This is a genomic window from uncultured Tateyamaria sp. (genome assembly GCF_947497045.1).
Classification (GTDB): domain Bacteria; phylum Pseudomonadota; class Alphaproteobacteria; order Rhodobacterales; family Rhodobacteraceae; genus Tateyamaria.
Window position 1 is genome coordinate 40,648 of record NZ_CANMEU010000008.1, and the last position, 17,313, is coordinate 57,960.

General features: G+C 56.5%; 16 protein-coding genes. 8 read left to right on the forward strand and 8 right to left on the reverse strand.

The features are described from left to right. On the forward strand, window positions 1-891 hold the full coding sequence (locus Q0859_RS15335; protein WP_299152661.1) for a ParB/RepB/Spo0J family partition protein: 891 nt from the start codon (window positions 1-3) through the stop codon (window positions 889-891). Here Q0859_RS15335 and hemW read toward each other — a convergent pair. From hemW to rph, 3 genes are read right to left on the reverse strand one after another with little or no spacing between them, the layout of a single operon-like run. Further along, a complete protein-coding gene (hemW, locus tag Q0859_RS15340) occupies window positions 888-2,033 on the reverse strand; it encodes a radical SAM family heme chaperone HemW (protein WP_299152664.1) in 1,146 nt (381 codons plus the stop codon). The genes Q0859_RS15335 and hemW overlap by 4 nt on opposite strands. Further along, window positions 2,026-2,637 carry an RdgB/HAM1 family non-canonical purine NTP pyrophosphatase gene (rdgB, locus tag Q0859_RS15345; protein WP_299152669.1) on the reverse strand — a complete coding sequence of 204 codons (612 nt, stop codon included), beginning with the start codon at window positions 2,635-2,637 and terminating at the stop codon, window positions 2,026-2,028. Before rdgB ends, hemW begins: the two co-directional genes overlap by 8 nt. Then, complete coding sequence (rph, locus tag Q0859_RS15350) at window positions 2,634-3,347, reverse strand: ribonuclease PH (protein WP_299152672.1); 714 nt, start codon at window positions 3,345-3,347, stop codon at window positions 2,634-2,636. The genes rdgB and rph overlap by 4 nt, the downstream gene beginning before the upstream one ends. Window positions 3,348-3,443: 96 nt before the next feature. Here rph and hrcA point away from each other — a divergent pair, with 96 nt between their 5' ends. Together hrcA and Q0859_RS15360 are read left to right on the forward strand one after the other, a co-directional pair. Next, window positions 3,444-4,514: a heat-inducible transcriptional repressor HrcA gene (gene hrcA / locus Q0859_RS15355; protein ID WP_299152674.1), complete on the forward strand. Its 1,071-nt coding sequence runs from the start codon at window positions 3,444-3,446 to the stop codon at window positions 4,512-4,514. A gap of 3 nt (window positions 4,515-4,517) precedes the next feature. Continuing rightward, window positions 4,518-5,081, forward strand: coding sequence for a nucleotide exchange factor GrpE (locus Q0859_RS15360; RefSeq protein ID WP_299152676.1), 564 nt, complete (start codon window positions 4,518-4,520; stop codon window positions 5,079-5,081). 36 nt (window positions 5,082-5,117) lie between these two features. Here the strand turns inward: Q0859_RS15360 and mutS are convergent, their stop codons facing one another. Next, complete coding sequence (gene mutS / locus Q0859_RS15365; RefSeq protein WP_299152679.1) at window positions 5,118-7,748, reverse strand: DNA mismatch repair protein MutS; 2,631 nt, start codon at window positions 7,746-7,748, stop codon at window positions 5,118-5,120. A 123-nt stretch (window positions 7,749-7,871) separates the two neighbouring features. Here mutS and Q0859_RS15370 point away from each other — a divergent pair, with 123 nt between their 5' ends. Next, window positions 7,872-10,127: an NADP-dependent malic enzyme gene (locus Q0859_RS15370; protein ID WP_299152680.1), complete on the forward strand. Its 2,256-nt coding sequence runs from the start codon at window positions 7,872-7,874 to the stop codon at window positions 10,125-10,127. Continuing rightward, window positions 10,127-11,005, forward strand: a complete 879-nt coding sequence (locus Q0859_RS15375; RefSeq protein WP_299152683.1) for a ribokinase — start codon at window positions 10,127-10,129, stop codon at window positions 11,003-11,005. The genes Q0859_RS15370 and Q0859_RS15375 overlap by 1 nt, the downstream gene beginning before the upstream one ends. On the opposite strand, the gene msrA is transcribed toward Q0859_RS15375, so the two are convergent. Further along, complete coding sequence (gene msrA / locus Q0859_RS15380) at window positions 11,002-11,661, reverse strand: peptide-methionine (S)-S-oxide reductase MsrA (protein WP_299152686.1); 660 nt, start codon at window positions 11,659-11,661, stop codon at window positions 11,002-11,004. The genes Q0859_RS15375 and msrA overlap by 4 nt on opposite strands. A gap of 141 nt (window positions 11,662-11,802) precedes the next feature. Between msrA and Q0859_RS15385 the strand changes: the two genes are divergently transcribed. After that, complete coding sequence (locus tag Q0859_RS15385) at window positions 11,803-12,489, forward strand: HAD family hydrolase (RefSeq protein WP_299152998.1); 687 nt, start codon at window positions 11,803-11,805, stop codon at window positions 12,487-12,489. Here the strand turns inward: Q0859_RS15385 and Q0859_RS15390 are convergent. Continuing rightward, window positions 12,482-13,699: an argininosuccinate synthase gene (locus Q0859_RS15390; protein ID WP_299152689.1), complete on the reverse strand. Its 1,218-nt coding sequence runs from the start codon at window positions 13,697-13,699 to the stop codon at window positions 12,482-12,484. The two genes, Q0859_RS15385 and Q0859_RS15390, sit on opposite strands and share 8 nt — an antisense overlap. Window positions 13,700-13,816: 117 nt before the next feature. Here Q0859_RS15390 and ilvA point away from each other — a divergent pair, with 117 nt between their 5' ends. Continuing rightward, window positions 13,817-15,043 (forward strand): threonine ammonia-lyase IlvA, encoded by a 1,227-nt coding sequence (ilvA, locus tag Q0859_RS15395; protein WP_299152692.1) that lies wholly within the window; start codon window positions 13,817-13,819, stop codon window positions 15,041-15,043. On the opposite strand, the gene Q0859_RS15400 is transcribed toward ilvA, so the two are convergent. Further along, entirely contained in the window at window positions 15,040-15,372 is a 333-nt protein-coding gene (locus Q0859_RS15400) for an Hpt domain-containing protein (protein WP_299152694.1), read from the reverse strand. The two genes, ilvA and Q0859_RS15400, sit on opposite strands and share 4 nt — an antisense overlap. A gap of 152 nt (window positions 15,373-15,524) precedes the next feature. Between Q0859_RS15400 and Q0859_RS15405 the strand changes: the two genes are divergently transcribed. Further along, entirely contained in the window at window positions 15,525-16,820 is a 1,296-nt protein-coding gene (locus tag Q0859_RS15405) for a SpoIIE family protein phosphatase (RefSeq protein WP_299152697.1), read from the forward strand. Here the strand turns inward: Q0859_RS15405 and Q0859_RS15410 are convergent. Continuing rightward, on the reverse strand, window positions 16,796-17,245 hold the full coding sequence (locus Q0859_RS15410; protein WP_299152699.1) for an NUDIX hydrolase: 450 nt from the start codon (window positions 17,243-17,245) through the stop codon (window positions 16,796-16,798). The two genes, Q0859_RS15405 and Q0859_RS15410, sit on opposite strands and share 25 nt — an antisense overlap. Window positions 17,246-17,313: the final 68 nt, after the last annotated feature.

Here is a 17,313-nt window from a genome sequence, read left to right on the forward strand (position 1 = left end):
ATGGCGAACAAAGATAAAAAGCGTGGTCTTGGTCGTGGTCTTTCGGCGTTGATGGCGGATGTGAACGAGGCTGAAGTACAGCCGTCCGAGGTGCGGAGCATGGATCAATTCGTGCCTATCGAAAAAATCCGGCCAAACCCAGATCAGCCGAGAAAACGCTTCAACGCCGAAGATTTGAATGACCTCGTCGCTTCGATTAAAGAAAAAGGTGTTCTTCAGCCTCTTATCGTTCGAAAGGTTGAGGGTCAGTTCGAGATCGTCGCGGGGGAACGGCGTTGGCGCGCGGCGCAACAGGCGCAGTTGCATCAGCTGCCTGTCGTTGTGCGCGACTTTACCGATTCAGAAGTGCTTGAAGTCGCCATCATTGAGAATATCCAACGTGCAGACCTGAATCCGGTGGAAGAGGCGGCTGGGTACAAGCAGTTGATGGACCGTTTCGGACATACACAGGAGAAGATGGCGGAAGCACTTGGCAAAAGCCGTAGCCATATTGCGAACCTGCTGCGCTTGCTGCAACTTCCAAGCAGTGTTCAATCCTATGTCGTCGATGGATCGCTAAGTGCAGGACACGCCCGTGCCTTGATCACATCCGATGATCCGGAGGGGCTGGCGAAGAAAGTGATTTCTGGTGGACTTTCCGTGCGCGCGACCGAAGCGCTGGTTAAGAAGTCAGCGGCTGATGACAGCCAGAATATTTTTATGGGCAGCAAGAGGCCTTCAACGCTCGAGAAAGATGCGGACACCCGTGCATTGGAGAACGATCTTTCGGCAGCGACCGGCGTGAAAGTGACGTTATCGCATAAGGCAGATGGAGAGGCCGGCCAGCTTACATTGCACTACGATACCCTGGATCAGCTTGATGATCTTTGTCGCCGCTTGAGCGCAGGTTAATCGACCAACAATGTACGAAGCACGCCGTTCAACAATGTAAACCCCTGATCTGTAACGGATATTTTAGTTTTTGTACTGTGTACAAGCCCCATCTGCGCCAACTCGCCCATCTTGGTTTCGGACAAAGGTACCCCGGCCAAGGCTTGGTAGCGTTCTAGGTCCACGCCTTCTGCCAATCGTAACCCCATCATCAGAAATTCGACGGCTTGATTGTTTCGCGATAGTTTTTCGTTTGATTGCCTGTCGATGCCCGTTAACCATCTGGCTGGCATGCGCTGCTGTTCGGTTGCGGTACGCTGACCGTCGATGGTCAGTCGGCCATGCGCGCCCGGACCGATACCTGCATAGTCGCCGTATCGCCAATAGATCAGATTATGTCGTGATTCAGCGCCATCCTTGGCATGATTGGAGACCTCATAGCGGGGCATGTTGTATTCGGCACAAATGTCCTGTGTTACGGCGTACATATCAGCGGATAGGTCATCATCCGGCAATCCACGTAACGCTCCGGCGGCGTAACGATCCCCAAAAGCCGTTCCGGCTTCTACTGTTAGTTGATAGAGTGATACATGGTCCAACCCGAGGCCAAGAGCACGCCGCAACTCTGATTTCCATTCGGTTAGAGACTGCTTTTGCCGTCCATACATCAGATCAAAGCTGACGCGCCGAAATTCCGATCGGGCAATATCAAAGGCTTTCAGTGCCTCGTCTGCCGTGTGCATTCGGCCAAGGGCTTTCAGGTCCGTATCGTTCAGCGCCTGAATACCCATCGACACCCGGTTTACGCCCGCGGCACGAAAGTCTGCGAATTTCGACGCCTCAACAGATGTCGGATTTGCTTCAAGCGTGACTTCAAGATCGTTTACGACGGGCCATGTCCGGTGGGCTGCCTGCACAATCGCATCGACAGTCGCAGGGACCATCAGGCTGGGCGTGCCGCCGCCAAAAAAAATGGACCGCAAAACGCGGCCCTTAGTGTTTCGACCAGCCTTTTCGACCTCGCCAACCAATGCGCTGCGCCACGCGTCGTGATCGACAGAACGTGTGACATGGCTGTTGAAGTCGCAATAGGGGCATTTGGCTGCACAAAAGGGCCAGTGGACATACAGCCCAAAGCCGCCTGCTTCCCAATCCTCAGCCAAAACAGCCAGCGATCAGCTTGTTGAAACTGTCGGCGCGATGGCTGATCGCATTCTTTTCGTCTGCGGGCATCTCTGCGAATGTACGGTCATGGCCGACAGGGACGAACATCGGATCATACCCATGGCCCAGTTGGCCACGCACAGGCCAGACCAGTGACCCATCAACGGTTCCGGCGAACACTTCGTCATGTCCGTCAGGCCATGCCAACACCAATGTCGAACAGAACCGAGCCGTCCATGGCAGCGGCGCATCGCAGGCCACAAGTTCGTCATGCGCGCGTGTCATGGCCAGCATGAAATCGCGCCCGTTTGGTGTTTCGGCCCAATCGGCAGTGTAGACGCCCGGCGCTCCATTCAGCCCATCAATCTGGATACCGGAATCATCTGCCAATGCGGGCAGGCCGGTTGCCTTTGTGGCTGCATGCGCCTTGATCCGGGCGTTGCCGATAAATGTGTGCTCTGTCTCTTCCGGTTCGGGCAGTTGCATCTCTTTTGCCCCGACAACCTGCACGCCGCGTGGGGCAAAGAGTTGCTCCATCTCTTCGAGCTTGTCAGCATTGTGGGTCGCGACAAGGATTCGGTCGCTATCAAACCGGCGTGTCACTTGACCGCTTCTAACTGTGCGGCAGCCAATTCGCCCACGCCCTTCTCCGCCAAATCCATCAGGTGGTTCATCTGCTCACGGGAAAAGGTTGACCCCTCAGCACTCATCTGGATTTCGATCAGCTGACCGTCGCCCATCATTATGAAGTTGCCATCCACGCCCGCTTCGCTGTCCTCGGGATAGTCGAGATCCAGCACGGGTTGCCCGGCATATATCCCACAGCTGACCGCCGCGACTGGAGAGATCAGAGGGTTGCTGATCACATCCCCCGCTTTCATCAGCTTATCAACAGCCAAGCGCAGTGCGACCCAACCCCCGGTGATTGAGGCACAGCGCGTGCCACCATCCGCCTGCAAAACATCGCAGTCGACGGTAATTTGACGTTCGCCCAAGGCAACGCGGTCAACGCCCGCCCGAAGTGCGCGCCCGATCAAGCGCTGAATTTCGACCGTGCGACCGCCTTGCTTGCCCGATGCCGCCTCGCGTCGCATCCGTGTGTTCGTCGCGCGGGGTAGCATCCCGTATTCGGCAGTGACCCAGCCCAACCCGGACCCTTTGATAAAGGGCGGCACCCGATCTTCGATTGTGGCGGTGCACAATACATGGGTGTCCCCCATTTTTATCAGGGCGGACCCTTCGGCGTGCTTGGTGAACCCTGTTTCGATTGAAACAGACCGCATTTCGCTTAACTCTCGTCCAGAGGGGCGCATGATATGTCCTTTTTGCTACCTTGTGGGGATAACGCTGTGCCGGGTCCAGTGGCAACCCCGATTGACCTTTGTTTTTTGAGGCATTTAATACCAAGGATGACTGATGCGCAGAACCTTCTAGACGAAATGAACGCGCGCTCGCGCGAGGTGTTTCGGCGCGTGGTTGAGGGGTATCTGGAAAGTGGCGATCCGGTTGGGTCGCGCACGCTGACCCGTGACTTTAGCGAAAGCGTGAGTGCTGCAACAATTCGCAACGTGATGCAGGACCTTGAGTTCATGGGGCTGTTGGGCAGCCCACATGTCAGCGCCGGGCGCGTGCCGACGCAGTTGGGCCTGCGGATGTTTGTGGATGGCTTGCTTGAGGTGGGTGTGCCTGACGATTCGGACCGGGAAAAGATCGACGCGACCCTGGGATCGAACGAACGTGACGTTGCGGGCCTTCTGGATCGCGTCGGGTCCGCTTTGTCTGGTGTCACCCACGGCGCCTCACTGGTTTTGACACCCAAGCACGAAGCCCCGATCAAGCATCTGGATTTTGTCCCTGTCGGGCCAGAACAGGCGCTGGTCGTTCTGGTATTTGCGGATGGCCATGTCGAAAATCGTTTGTTCCAGCCGCCACGTGGACAAACGCCGTCGTCCATGCGCGAAGCAGCGAACTTTTTGAATGCGATCATTGAAGGGCACACCCTTAGTGAAGTGCACAAAATTGTTGAGCGTGAGATCGCGGCACGCCGTCAAGAGATTGATGCACTGTCCCGTGGGCTGGTCGAAAGTGGGCTTGCCACCTGGCAGGGTGACGGCGAAACACCGGAACGACTGATTGTGCGTGGCCGCTCAAACTTGCTCAGTGAGTCGGCCGAAGCGGGTGATCTTGAACGCATTCGGTCCCTGTTTGACGACCTTGAACGCAAGCGCGATATCGCAGAATTTCTGGACCTGACCCAGGACGGCGACGGTGTGCGCATTTTTATCGGCTCAGAGAACAAACTTTTCTCACTTTCGGGTTCCTCTTTGGTGGTTTCCCCATATATGAACGCGGATCGAAAGATTATCGGTGCGATTGGGGTCATTGGGCCCACGCGGCTGAACTATGGCCGAATCGTTCCGATCGTGGACTACACAGCCCAGCTGGTCGGGCGGATGCTGACGGACCGCAGTGAAAGGTGAACTATGGCTGAGCCAAAGAACGACGATTTTCTGGATGATATCGATATTGCCGAAGGCGAAGAGTACGCCGACGATATGGCGGAAATCGGTGAGGAAGAGCTGGAGTTGGACCAGCTGCGTGCTGAGCGTGATGAGTTGCGGGATCGCTTTATGCGCGCCTTGGCTGATGCCGAAAATGCGCGCAAACGGTCCGACAAGGATCGCCGCGAAGCCGAGAATTATGGCGGCTCGAAACTCGCCCGCGACATGCTACCGGTCTATGACAACATGAAGCGCGCGCTTGAAGCGGCGACGGATGAACAGCGCGACGTGTCCGGCCCGCTACTTGAAGGTGTCGAGTTGACGATGCGCGAGTTGCTGAACGTCTTCAAAAAGCATGGGATTGAGGTGATCGCGCCCGAGGTTGGTGATCGGTTTGATCCTCAAAATCATCAAGCGATGTTCGAAGCGCCCGTGCCTGGCACCAGGGCAGGCGATATCATTCAGGTGGCCGCCGAAGGATTTATGCTGCATGACCGTTTGCTGCGACCTGCGCAGGTTGGCGTGTCATCGATGCCCGCGGGCTGATTGTTTTTGAGTATCTTTGGAACAATGAAGACGCAGTCAGGACTTGGCTGCGTCTTTCAGTTTGTAGATCAGGTTGAGCGCCTCTCGCGGGCTAAGCTCATCCGGGTGGATGTCTTCCATCATTTCGATCAAGGGTGACGGTTCGGGTTTGCTGATGGGTGCCACAGCGGTCGCCGAAAACAGCGGTAGATCGTCGATCAGTGTCTTTTGTGTTGCGCCGCCTTCACGGTCACTGGACTCGAGCGCGTCAAGAACAACCCGTGCCCGCGAAATCACGGCAGGCGGCAACCCTGCGAGCTGTGCGACCTGCACACCGTAGGACCGATCCGCCGCACCGCGCCGCACCTCGTGCAGAAACACAACTTCGCCTTCCCATTCCTTAACGGCTACAGTTGCATTTTCGACCCCGTCCAGCTTGGCCGCGAGGGCGGTCATCTCGTGGTAATGCGTGGCGAAAAGCGCGCGTGATTTGTTAACTTCGTGCAGGTGTTCAAGCGTCGCCCAAGCGATCGACAGCCCGTCATAGGTTGCAGTCCCGCGGCCGATTTCATCCAGGATCACCAAGGCGCGGTCATCGGCCTGGTTCAAAATGGCCGCTGTCTCGACCATTTCGACCATGAAGGTAGACCGCCCGCGTGCCAAATCATCAGATGCGCCCACACGGCTGAATATCTGACTGACAAGGCCGATATGTGCCGATGTGGCGGGCACATAGCTGCCCATTTGTGCAAGAATTGCGATCAACGCGTTTTGCCGCAGGAACGTTGATTTACCGGCCATGTTCGGACCCGTCAGTAACCAGATTGCAGCTTCCTGATCAGCGCTTAGGTCGCAATCATTTGCAATGAACGGGGCTCCATTTTGATTACGCAGCGCCCTTTCCACGACTGGATGCCGGCCCCCGACAATCTCGAATGCACGTGACGTATCAAGCACAGGTTTGCACCAGTTTTCCTTGACTGCGAGATGGGCGAGGGCGGTGGCCAAATCAATCTCTGCCAAGGCTCGTGCTGTTTGTCCGATCTGGGCGGCATTCTCCAGAACCAGTGATTTCAATCCTTCATAGAGCCGCTTTTCGATCTCAAGCGCGCGCGACCCTGCGTTTAAAATACGGGTTTCGAGCTCTGATAGCTCGACTGTTGTAAATCGGACCTGGTTTGCCGTGGTTTGCCGATGAATGAACGTCTCGCTTAGGGGTGCGGACAACATCTTGTCGGCATGGGTGGCTGTCACTTCAATGAAGTAACCCAGGACGTTGTTGTGTTTGATCTTGAGTGACTGAACGCCAGAGCTTTGAACATAGCCCTGCTGAAGCTGCGCAATGACGGATCGTCCTTCGTCACGCAACGTGCGCGCCTCATCCAGATCGGGGTTGCATCCGGTTGCGATAAAGCCTCCGTCCCTTACAAGTATGGGGGGGTCCGCGATAAGATCGTTATCAAGCCGCCCGACAAGGTTATCGTGGCCAATCAGATTGTCGTAGGCCTGTTTCAATGATGGTGGCAGGTCGGAGGGTGCAGCGCTGGCCAATTGTGCTGCGCATTTCAGCCCATTGCGCAGCGCAGCAAGATCGCGCGGGCCACCACGGTCCAAAGACAGGCGCGATATCGCGCGATCCATGTCCGGGACTTGCCGCAGGACACCTCGAATATTTTCGGTGAATGCGCCATCAGAAACACCATATTCAACAGCGACATTTCGATCCAAAATAGTTTCTAACACACGTGAAGGTGACGAAATGCGACGTTCGAGCAGGCGGGCACCGGCCGACGTGACCGTGTGATCAAGCACTTCCAGCAGAGACCCTGACCGCCCGCCTGAAAAGGCCGATGCCAGTTCCAGATTGCGCCGTGTGGCTGCATCAATCTGAACCGTCTTGGCCCGCATTTCCTGTTGCGGCGGGCGCAGGAGGGGCAACTTGCCTTTCTGTGTTACTTCAAGATACTCGATCAACGCACTCATCGCGCCAACCTCGGCGCGGCTGAATGTCCCGAAGGCATCCAAAGTCGATACCTTGAAAGTGCTGCACACCCGTGCGCTACCTGCGCTGCTGTCGAATGCCGCCCGCCCAAGCGATGTCAGTGCGATTCCAAAATCATCGGCGGTTTCGCGCAGCTCGCTTTCCATACTTTCGGAAACGATCAATTCAGACGGTGACAGGCGGGCCAGTTCAGGCCCTAATAAGGCCAAACTGACGTTCATAACGTGAAAGGCCCCGGTCGAAATATCGACCCAGGCCAACGCACCTGATCCACGCACATCTGCATAGGCGGCGAGAAAATTGTGTTTACGGGCCTCTAGCAAACTGTCTTCGGTCAATGTGCCGGGTGTGACCAACCGCACTACGCCGCGCTTGACCACAGACTTATACCCACGTTTTTTCGCTTCTGCCGGGCTTTCTAATTGCTCGCAGACGGCCACGCGAAAACCCTTTCTGATAAGGGTCAGAAAGTACCCCTCGGCCGCATGCACCGGTACGCCACACATCGGAATGTCCGCGCCGTCATGTTTGCCCCGTTTGGTAAGCGCAATATCCAGCGCCTCTGACGCGGCGACTGCATCATCAAAGAACATCTCGTAGAAGTCGCCCATTCGGTAGAACAGCAATGCTCCCGCATGATCAGCTTTGATTTCGAGATATTGCGCCATCATTGGCGTAACGGACATGGCGCACCCCCGGGTTCTGCCGCGCGACCTTACAAACAGGTGACACGGAGCGAAAGCCAAAGTCGATTGAGGCATGGTGCCTGCTGGTCTAAGACAACTAGACACGAGGGAGGACATCCGCACATGAGCAAGAACAAGGTCACAGCCGAAGAGGCGCTGGCATTCCATATGGAACCGACGCCAGGCAAGTTCGAAATCGCAGCGACGGTGCCGATGACAACGCAGCGCGACCTGAGCCTTGCGTATTCACCCGGGGTTGCGGTGCCTTGCGAAGCGATCGCGGAAAACCCTGAACTGGCTTATGATTATACCAACAAAGGCAATCTGGTTGCCGTGATTTCAAACGGTACGGCTGTGCTGGGCCTTGGCAATCTTGGTGCGCTGGGGTCCAAGCCGGTGATGGAAGGCAAGGCGGTGTTGTTCAAACGCTTTGCGGATGTCAACTCCATTGATATTGAGCTCGATACTGAGGATCCGGATGCATTCTGTCAGGCCGTAAAGCTGATGGGCCCCACCTTTGGTGGGATCAACCTTGAGGATATCAAAGCGCCTGAGTGCTTTATTATCGAACAGCGCCTCAAAGAAGAAATGGACATCCCGGTGTTCCATGATGACCAGCATGGAACGGCCGTGATTTGTGCTGCGGGGCTGATCAATGCGCTCCACATCTCAGGTAAGAAGATCGAGGACGTCAAGATCGTTCTGAATGGTGCCGGGGCCGCTGGAATCGCCTGTATCGAGTTGCTGAAGTCCATGGGCGCGCAACATGACAATTGCATCGTGTGCGACACCAAGGGTGTGATCTATCAAGGTCGTACCGAGGGCATGAACCAATGGAAATCAGCCCACGCCATCAAGACCGACTTACGCAGCCTGGACGACGCAATGAACGGTGCGGATGTGTTTCTGGGTGTGTCTGTCAGAGGGGCCGTGACCCCCGCGATGGTCGAAAGCATGGCGGACAACCCGGTTATCTTTGCAATGGCGAACCCTGACCCTGAAATCACGCCTGAAGAGGCCCGCGAGGTTCGGATGGATGCAATCGTTGCCACAGGTCGCAGCGACTACCCAAATCAGGTCAATAATGTATTGGGCTTTCCCTACCTGTTTCGTGGTGCCCTCGATATTCATGCCCGTGCCATCAATGACGAGATGAAAATCGCATGCGCGCACGCTCTTGCCGATCTTGCGCGCGAAGATGTGCCGGACGAAGTGGCGTTGGCCTATGGTAAGGCGCTAAGTTTCGGACGTGACTATATCATTCCCACTCCGTTCGATCCGCGCCTGATCCACCGCATCCCGCCTGCCGTGGCGCGGGCGGGTATGGACACGGGTGCGGCCCGCCGTCCCATAATCGATATGGACGCATATGAGCTGAGCCTGAAATCACGGATGGATCCAACAGCGAGCATTTTGACCGGGATAAACGCAAGGGCCCGTGCCGCACAGGCGCGTATGATCTTTGCCGAGGGGGATGACCCGCGTGTGTTGCGTGCGGCCGTGATGTACCAACGCGCAGGCTTTGGTAAAGCATTGGTTGTGGGTCGAGCAGATGACGTCAAAACCAAGCTGGAAGAGGCCGGATTGGCCGATGCCGTACGAGAGCTGGATGTGGTCAACGCGGCCAATACCACCCATTTAGAGACTTATAAGACTCACCTTTACGACCGTCTGCAACGACGTGGTTTTGATCATCAGGACATTCATCGCCTCGCCGCACGGGACCGTCATGTGTTCTCGGCCTTGATGCTGGCGCATGGGCACGGCGATGGGCTTGTTACGGGTGCAACCCGCAAATCAGCCCATATCCTTGATCGTATTAACCACGTTTATGATGCCGATGCAGACAGCAAGGCGTCGGGTGTCACTGCCCTGATCCACAAAGGGCGGATCGTATTCATAGCCGACACGCTGGTGCATGAATGGCCCGACGAAGAGAACTTGGCCGATATCGCTGAACAAGCCGCCATGGTCGCCCGCAATATGGGCCTTGAACCGCGTGTGGCATTTGTCAGCTTTTCGACGTTTGGATATCCCGTGTCTGAACGGGCGGAGAAAATGCTGCAAGCGCCCAAAGTCCTCGACCAACGTGGGGTGGACTTCGAATACGAGGGCGAGATGACGGTTGATGTCGCACTGAATGCGCAAGCGCAGGCGGCATATCCGTTTTCACGGCTGACAGGGCCGGCCAATATCCTTGTGGTACCCGCCCGTCATTCGGCCAGCATTTCGGTCAAGCTGATGCAAGAGATGGGAAGCGCGACGGTCATTGGGCCGATCCTCGCTGGTATCGATGGCTCTATCCAGATCTGTTCTACCGGGTCGACTGCGAACGATATCCTTAACATGGCTGTGCTTGCGGCCTGCAAGGTCGGCTGATGGCGGTCTGGAATCTCGGCTCAATCAATATCGACAATATATATCATGTCCCGCATTTCCCCGCGCCGGGCGAGACGCTGAGCGCGTCCGCTCACAGTCAGGGACTGGGCGGCAAAGGGGCGAATATGTCGGTGGCCATCGCACGCGCCGCCGCACGGGTCAGCCATATCGGTGCCGTTGGTGGTGATGGCGGATGGACGGTGGATCGGTTGATGGAGTACGGGGTCGACACCCGCCGCATCGACCGCATCGCCAGTGCTGCGACCGGGCATGCCAATATTTCGGTTGATGATCATGGCGAAAACCAGATTATCCTTTATCCCGGCACCAATCTGATGATTTCGAATGACGCGATCAACAGCGCATTGTCAGCTGCGGCTGCCGGAGATTTTCTGGTAATGCAGAATGAAACGAACGGCCAAAAACTGGCTGCGCAAACAGCCCGGCAAATGGGTTTGCGGGTCGTGTATGCCGCGGCCCCCTTTGATGCGGACGCTGTGTCAGATGTATTGTCGCTCACGGATCTACTTGTCCTGAACCAGATCGAAGCGGATCAGCTGCAAGAGGCAATGGGAAAACCCCTCGATCAGTTGGGTGTTGCCCATATCGTTGTCACGCTCGGCGCGGATGGATGCCGTTGGCTGGATGTTCAGGCCGGGTCGGAACTGCGTGTTCCGGCCATCCCGGTCGAGGCGGTGGATACCACCGGGGCAGGTGATACGTTCACAGGGTATCTGGTGGCTGGTCTGGACCGTGGTATGCCCATGCAGCAGGCGTTAAAGCTTGCCACACAGGCAGGCGCGATCATGGTGACGCGTCATGGCACCGCAGATGTCATCCCTGACCTTAAAGATATCGAAGATGCGCGGTTGTCTTAGCTGCCAGCAAATGGCGCAGCTGCGCCCCACAACTCTTTGACACGCGCGTCACGACCGCAGGCTTTGCGGTAGGCTTTGTATGCGTTTGCTTTGGATTTGGGGCCAAAGCGCGTGAAAATCACGTCCGTCTGCTTGTAGTAATCCTGATGATAGCTGTCGGCGGGGTAAAATTTCGCTGCGCCCAGTATCGGTGTCACGACCGACTTACCCAAATCAGCCTGCGCATTGGCCTTGGCGGTATCGGCTGCCGCCTTTTGGGCAGGTGTTGCGAAAACGGCTGTGCTGTAGCTTTGGCCGCGATCACAGAACTGACCGCCTGCGTCCGTGGGATCAACCGAGCGGAAAAACAACGCCAGCAGTGTTTCAACTTGGACTTCACCGGGATCGAATGTGATCTGCACGGCCTCCAAATGGCCCGTGCCGCCTTTGGTGACCTGCTTGTAGGTGGGGTCGCTGACCGTGCCACCCGCAAAACCTGACACCGCCTCTTTGACGCCTTTCACCTTTTCGAAATCAGCCTCAACGCACCAGAAACAGCCGCCCGCGACGGTCAATGTCTCAAGTTGCTGGGCTTGCCCGCTCTTGGCTTGGGCAAACAGGCCAAGGGTGATCGCAAGGCCAAGCGAAAAGGTTTTGAATGTACGCATGGTGGTCATGGCAGTTCTCCTTTCGTGAAAGTGTGGCGGAAACGGATCGATGGCTCAATTCACAGCAAAGCGAGGTCGCGCAGGCGTGATCTGACGTTTACCAATGTTTCAGCCGTGCGTAGCGTGGCGGACATGACAACACGTATCGCCATGTGGTCCGGGCCACGAAATCTATCGACGGCCATGATGTACAGCTTTGCTGCGCGCGGGGATTGCCGCGTGGTAGACGAGCCGTTTTATGCAGCCTACCTTGCGCAATCGGGCGCGGTGCACCCGTTGGGGGGTGAGGTCATGGCAAGTCAGCCGATTGACCCTCATGCGGTCGCAGAAACGCTTATTTCCCCCTTATCAGAGCCTGTTTTTTATCAAAAACACATGACACATCACATGCTGTCTGACTGGCCAGATGAATGGATCAAGCAGGTCAAAAACGTGTTTCTGATCCGCCACCCTGCGCGCGTGATTGCCAGCTATGCCAAAAAGCGCGAGGCGCCTCAGCTAAGCGATCTGGGTTTTCTCCAACAGGTACAGCTTTTCAAAAGTGTGGCCGATCCCATCGTGATCGATTCCAGTGACATCCGCGCTGATCCGACTACGATGTTGCAGAAACTTTGCGCCTGTTTGGGCATTCCATGGACTCCGGCCATGTTGACCTGGCCCGCGGGGGGGCATTCAGCGGATGGTGTCTGGGCGCACCATTGGTATGGTGCCGTGCATCGATCCACCAAGTTTGACAGCATCGAGGGAGCGTTGCCAACGTTGGATGGAGCGTATGCACGGATGGTTGATGCGGCAATGCCCAGCTACGAGGCGCTCGCCGCATACAAACTTACTTGAGCCGACGGTCCCGTGCGGCAAGCAGCTTTAGCCGAAGGGCATTCAACTGGATGAACCCGGCGGCGTCCTTCTGATCGTAGGCCCCTGCATCATCCTCGAATGTCACGTGCGCTTCGGAATAGAGGCTGTGATCGGACCAACGCCCAACCGTACGCGCCAACCCTTTGTAGAGTTTGAGGCGCACGGTACCCGTCACATGTTCCTGGCTTTTGTCGATCAGTGCTTGCAGCATTTCGCGTTCGGGCGAGAACCAGAACCCGTTGTAGATCAACTCGGCATAGCGCGGCATCATCTCGTCCTTGAGGTGGGCCGCACCGCGATCAAGCGTGATCTGTTCGATTCCGCGATGTGCTTCCAACAGCACAGTGCCGCCGGGCGTTTCATAGATCCCGCGCGATTTCATACCGACAAAGCGCCCCTCGACCAGATCAAGGCGACCGATCCCGTGTTTGCCGCCCAATTCGTTCAGCTTGGTAAGGATTGTGGCGGGCGACATGGCCTCGCCATTGATAGATACGGCATCGCCCTTTTCGAAGCTGATTTCGATATATTCAGGCTCGTTTGGCGCGTCTTCGGGGGCGACGGTGCGTTGATAGACATAGTCGGGTGCGTCGATGGCTGGATCTTCGAGGACCTTGCCCTCGGATGAGGTGTGCAACAGGTTCGCATCCACCGAAAACGGGGCCTCGCCACGCTTGTCCTTGGCGATTGGAATCTGATTCTTTTCGGCAAAGTCGATCAGCTTGGTGCGGCTTGACAAATCCCACTCACGCCATGGCGCGATAACCTTGATGTCGGGGTTCAGTGCGTAGGCGGCCAACTCGAACCGCACCTGATCGTTGCCCTTACCTGTCGCGCCGTGTGCCACTGCATCCGCACCCTCAATGACCGCAATCTCGACCAGCCGTTTGGAAATTAACGGGCGCGCGATGGAGGTGCCAAGCAGGTACAGCCCCTCATAAAGCGCGTTGGCTCGGAACATCGGAAACACGAAATCGCGCACGAATTCTTCGCGCACATCCTCGATATAGATCGACGATACTCCCATCAATTCCGCCTTGGCGCGGGCGGGTTCCAGCTCTTCGCCCTGGCCCAGGTCGGCGGTAAAGGTCACGACCTCACAGCCATATTCGGTTTGCAGCCATTTGAGGATAATGGACGTGTCCAGACCACCGGAATAGGCTAGGACGACTTTCTTGGGTGCGCTCATCGGTCTTGTCTTTCCTGTCAGGTTTGGCTGGCGATACCGCTTTTGCGGGCAAGGGGCAAGATTGACCCACCAAGGTCAGCCCGCTAGGTCAATGTGATTGCAGGGAAGGGGCAAAGGATGAGCTTTCAGGATGGGGCGCGGGCCGGTGAAAGGGCTATGCGCGCGGTGTTTGCCCCGACACCTTTGCTGCGAAATGACATGCTGTCGGCACGGTTTGGTGCGGATATCTGGCTCAAACGTGAAGATCTGAGCCCGGTGCGATCCTACAAACTGCGCGGTGCATTCAATGCCATGCGCAAGGTGGACGCGGGGGATGCGACGTTTGTTTGCGCGAGTGCGGGCAATCACGCGCAGGGCGTGGCCTATATGTGCAAGCATTTTGGGGCACGGGGCGTGATCTTCATGCCCGTTACGACGCCGCAGCAGAAAATTATGAAGACGCAGATGTTTGGCGGTGATCATGTCGAGGTGCGACTGACCGGCGATTATTTTGATGACACACTTGCCTCTGCCCAGGCGTTCAGCGCGGAGGTCGGCGCACGGTTCCTGTCGCCGTTTGATGATGAGGACGTGATCGAAGGCCAGGCCTCGGTCGCGGTTGAAATCGAGGCACAATTGGGCCGTCTGCCAGATCGGATTATCCTGCCTGTTGGCGGGGGCGGGTTGTCTGCTGGCACGCGCAGCTACTTCGGTGACCGTATCGCTTACACCTTTGTTGAACCCTCGGGTGCGAGGTCGCTTGCGGATGCCGTGAAGGCGGGCGCACCCGTTGATGTCTCGCCGATCAACACGTTTGTGGATGGGGCCGCAGTGGCCAAGATCGGGGATCGCACATTTGCGCGCCTGTCCTCTGTCGATCCGGCGGATGTCGTTGATATTGCAGAGGATCGTATCTGCAAAACCATCATTGATATGCTGAATGTCGAAGGCGTTGTGTTGGAGCCTGCCGGTGCCTTGGCGATTGAGGCGTTGTCGAACGTCGTTGACCAGATCAAGGGCAAGACGGTGGTGTGTGTCGCCTCTGGGGGGAATTTCGATTTTGAACGCTTGCCCGAGGTCAAGGAGCGTGCGCAGCGTTACTCTGGTGTGAAGAAGTATTTTATCCTGCGGATGCCGCAACGCCCTGGTGCTCTAAAGGATTTTTTGAATATCCTGGGGCCGGACGATGATATTGCCCGCTTTGAATACTTGAAAAAGTCTGCCCGAAATTTCGGGTCTGTCTTGATCGGGATCGAGACCAAACGGCCCGAAAACTTTGATCGGTTTCTATCAGCGTTGGATGTGCAGGGCTTCACCTATACCGACATTACAAACGATGAAACGCTGGCGCAGTTTGTGATCTAGGCCGCAGCACCTTGCGACAAGCCCGATAGAAACGCGGTTTTTGATGCTTCAAAGCTGGTCAGGATTTCCTCAACGTCGACGGACTCGGCATTCCCGGCGGCTGCCAGCGCTTCGCCGCGATGGCACAGCGATGCAAATTCGGAAAACCCGAGGTTCATTGCGCTGCCCTTCAGGCAATGCAGGTTCGCTTCGAGTTGTGACAGGTCGACTTCACCGGACAACCCGTCTGTGATTTCCGAAACCTCCTCAATGAACAACGGCACGACCTCTTCGAAATCTTCTTCCCCGATTTCTGCGCGCAATGTCGTGACGCGTTGCCAGTCTATCATGGTGTGCCTCTGCCGATATCTGGCCTGATCAAACATACGGACTGTTAAAAAACCGTAACCATTAAAGGTTTAGGGACTCGGTGGGATTGTTTTACGGCCCGTTAAGTGGCCCGGGATAATGAGTGGTCAAGCAGTTCGGAATGCGCAGTCAAATGAATGCAGACGTCCAACATATCGATGCCGTCGAAGCATCTGAAAGTGTATCCGTCGTGACGGAGGTGCCTCCGCGGGTCCTGATCGTCGATGACAGCCGTTTGCAACGCAAGATCCTGAGCAGCTCGATCAAGCGCTGGGGGTTTGAGGTGCATGAGGCGGGCTCTGCCGAGGAAGCGCTTGAGATTGCGCACAAAGCGCACCCTGATCTGGTTCTCAGCGATTGGATGATGCCGGGGATGAACGGTCTCGAATTCTGCAATGAGTTCCGCAAGATGTCGGGGGATCGGTATGGATACTTCATCCTGTTGACCTCCAAGAGCGAAAAGAACGAGGTCGCCATGGGTCTGGAGGCGGGCGCGGACGACTTTGTCACCAAACCGGTGGACGCAAGTGAACTGCGCGCGCGTATTGCGGCTGGCCAGCGTATCCTGCGGATGCAGCGAGAATTGACCGAGAAAAACAGGTTGATCACCGACACCTTGGACGAATTGCAGCGGGTTTACGATTCGCTCGACAACGACTTGATTGAAGCGAAAAAGTTGCAGCAATCGCTGATCCGTGAGCGGCATAAATCCTTTGATTGCAGCGATGTGTCGTTGATGTTGCGCTCCAGCGGGCATGTCGGCGGCGATCTGGTCGGCTTTTTCCCTGCGGGTGAGGGGCATCTTGGATTGTTTTCGATAGATGTGTCTGGCCATGGGATCAGTTCGGCCTTGATGACGGCGCGACTGGCCGGATACCTGTCTGCTGCTGCCCCCGATCAGAACGTCGCGTTGCAGCGGCTGGACGACGGCAGCTACAGTTTCCTGCCACCGGAACAGGTTATCGAAACGCTCAACGATCTCGTCCTCGATGAGATGGAGACGGAGCATTACTTTACCTTGTTGCTGGCAGATGTGGATTTGACGACCGGGCATGTGCGCATGGCGCAAGCCGGACACCCGCATCCGGCCGTGCAGCGGCGCGATGGCACGATTGAACAGACCGGGCCGGGCGGATTTCCGGTGGGCCTGATGTCGGGGATTTCGTTCACGCAATTTGAAGCACAGCTGAACCCCGGTGACCGAATGCTGTTGTTGTCTGATGGGGTGACCGAATGTCCTGGCCCAGATGGCAACATGCTTGAGGAAGAGGGGTTGGCCGATATGTTGCGTGACCTTGCACAGGTCAAGGGACCGGCCTTTTTCGAGGCGATGCTTTGGAAGATGTCAGATTTTGCGGGGGATATGGATTTTCCGGACGATGTGTCCGGTATCCTTTTCGAATATCACTGTGCGCCGGACGTCAAATAGCGTGACAGGAACATGCGATCGCCCTCATTTCCCAATGCTTTTGCTGCAAGGCTGGCATGGATCCATATCGCGATATGATCCGGCTCGGATGGGTCACTGATGCGCAGAGTCGGATGCGCCGCGTAGACATGACACAGCTTTTCCGCCCAAAGATCGTATTCCGGCATGTAGACATAGCGTCGGAAGGCACCCAGGCGGCGCGGCTGTGCGATATGCCAGCCGGTTTCTTCAAACACCTCCCGATGCAACGCCTGAAGGGGCGACTCGCCGGGATCAATCCCGCCACCGGGCAGTTGGATATCGGGATCAGGGTCCAGCTGGCAGGTCAGCAACACCTCATCGCGGCGATGCAAAACGGCGTAGGCCCCCGCGCGTTGTATGTATCTACGCCCTTTTTGCGGCGCATGTCCCACACGACGGATCATGGGCCACCTCTTTCAGTTTCGGATCATCGTCCTATATAGGGCGTCGATATGCCAATCAGTGGCGCCAA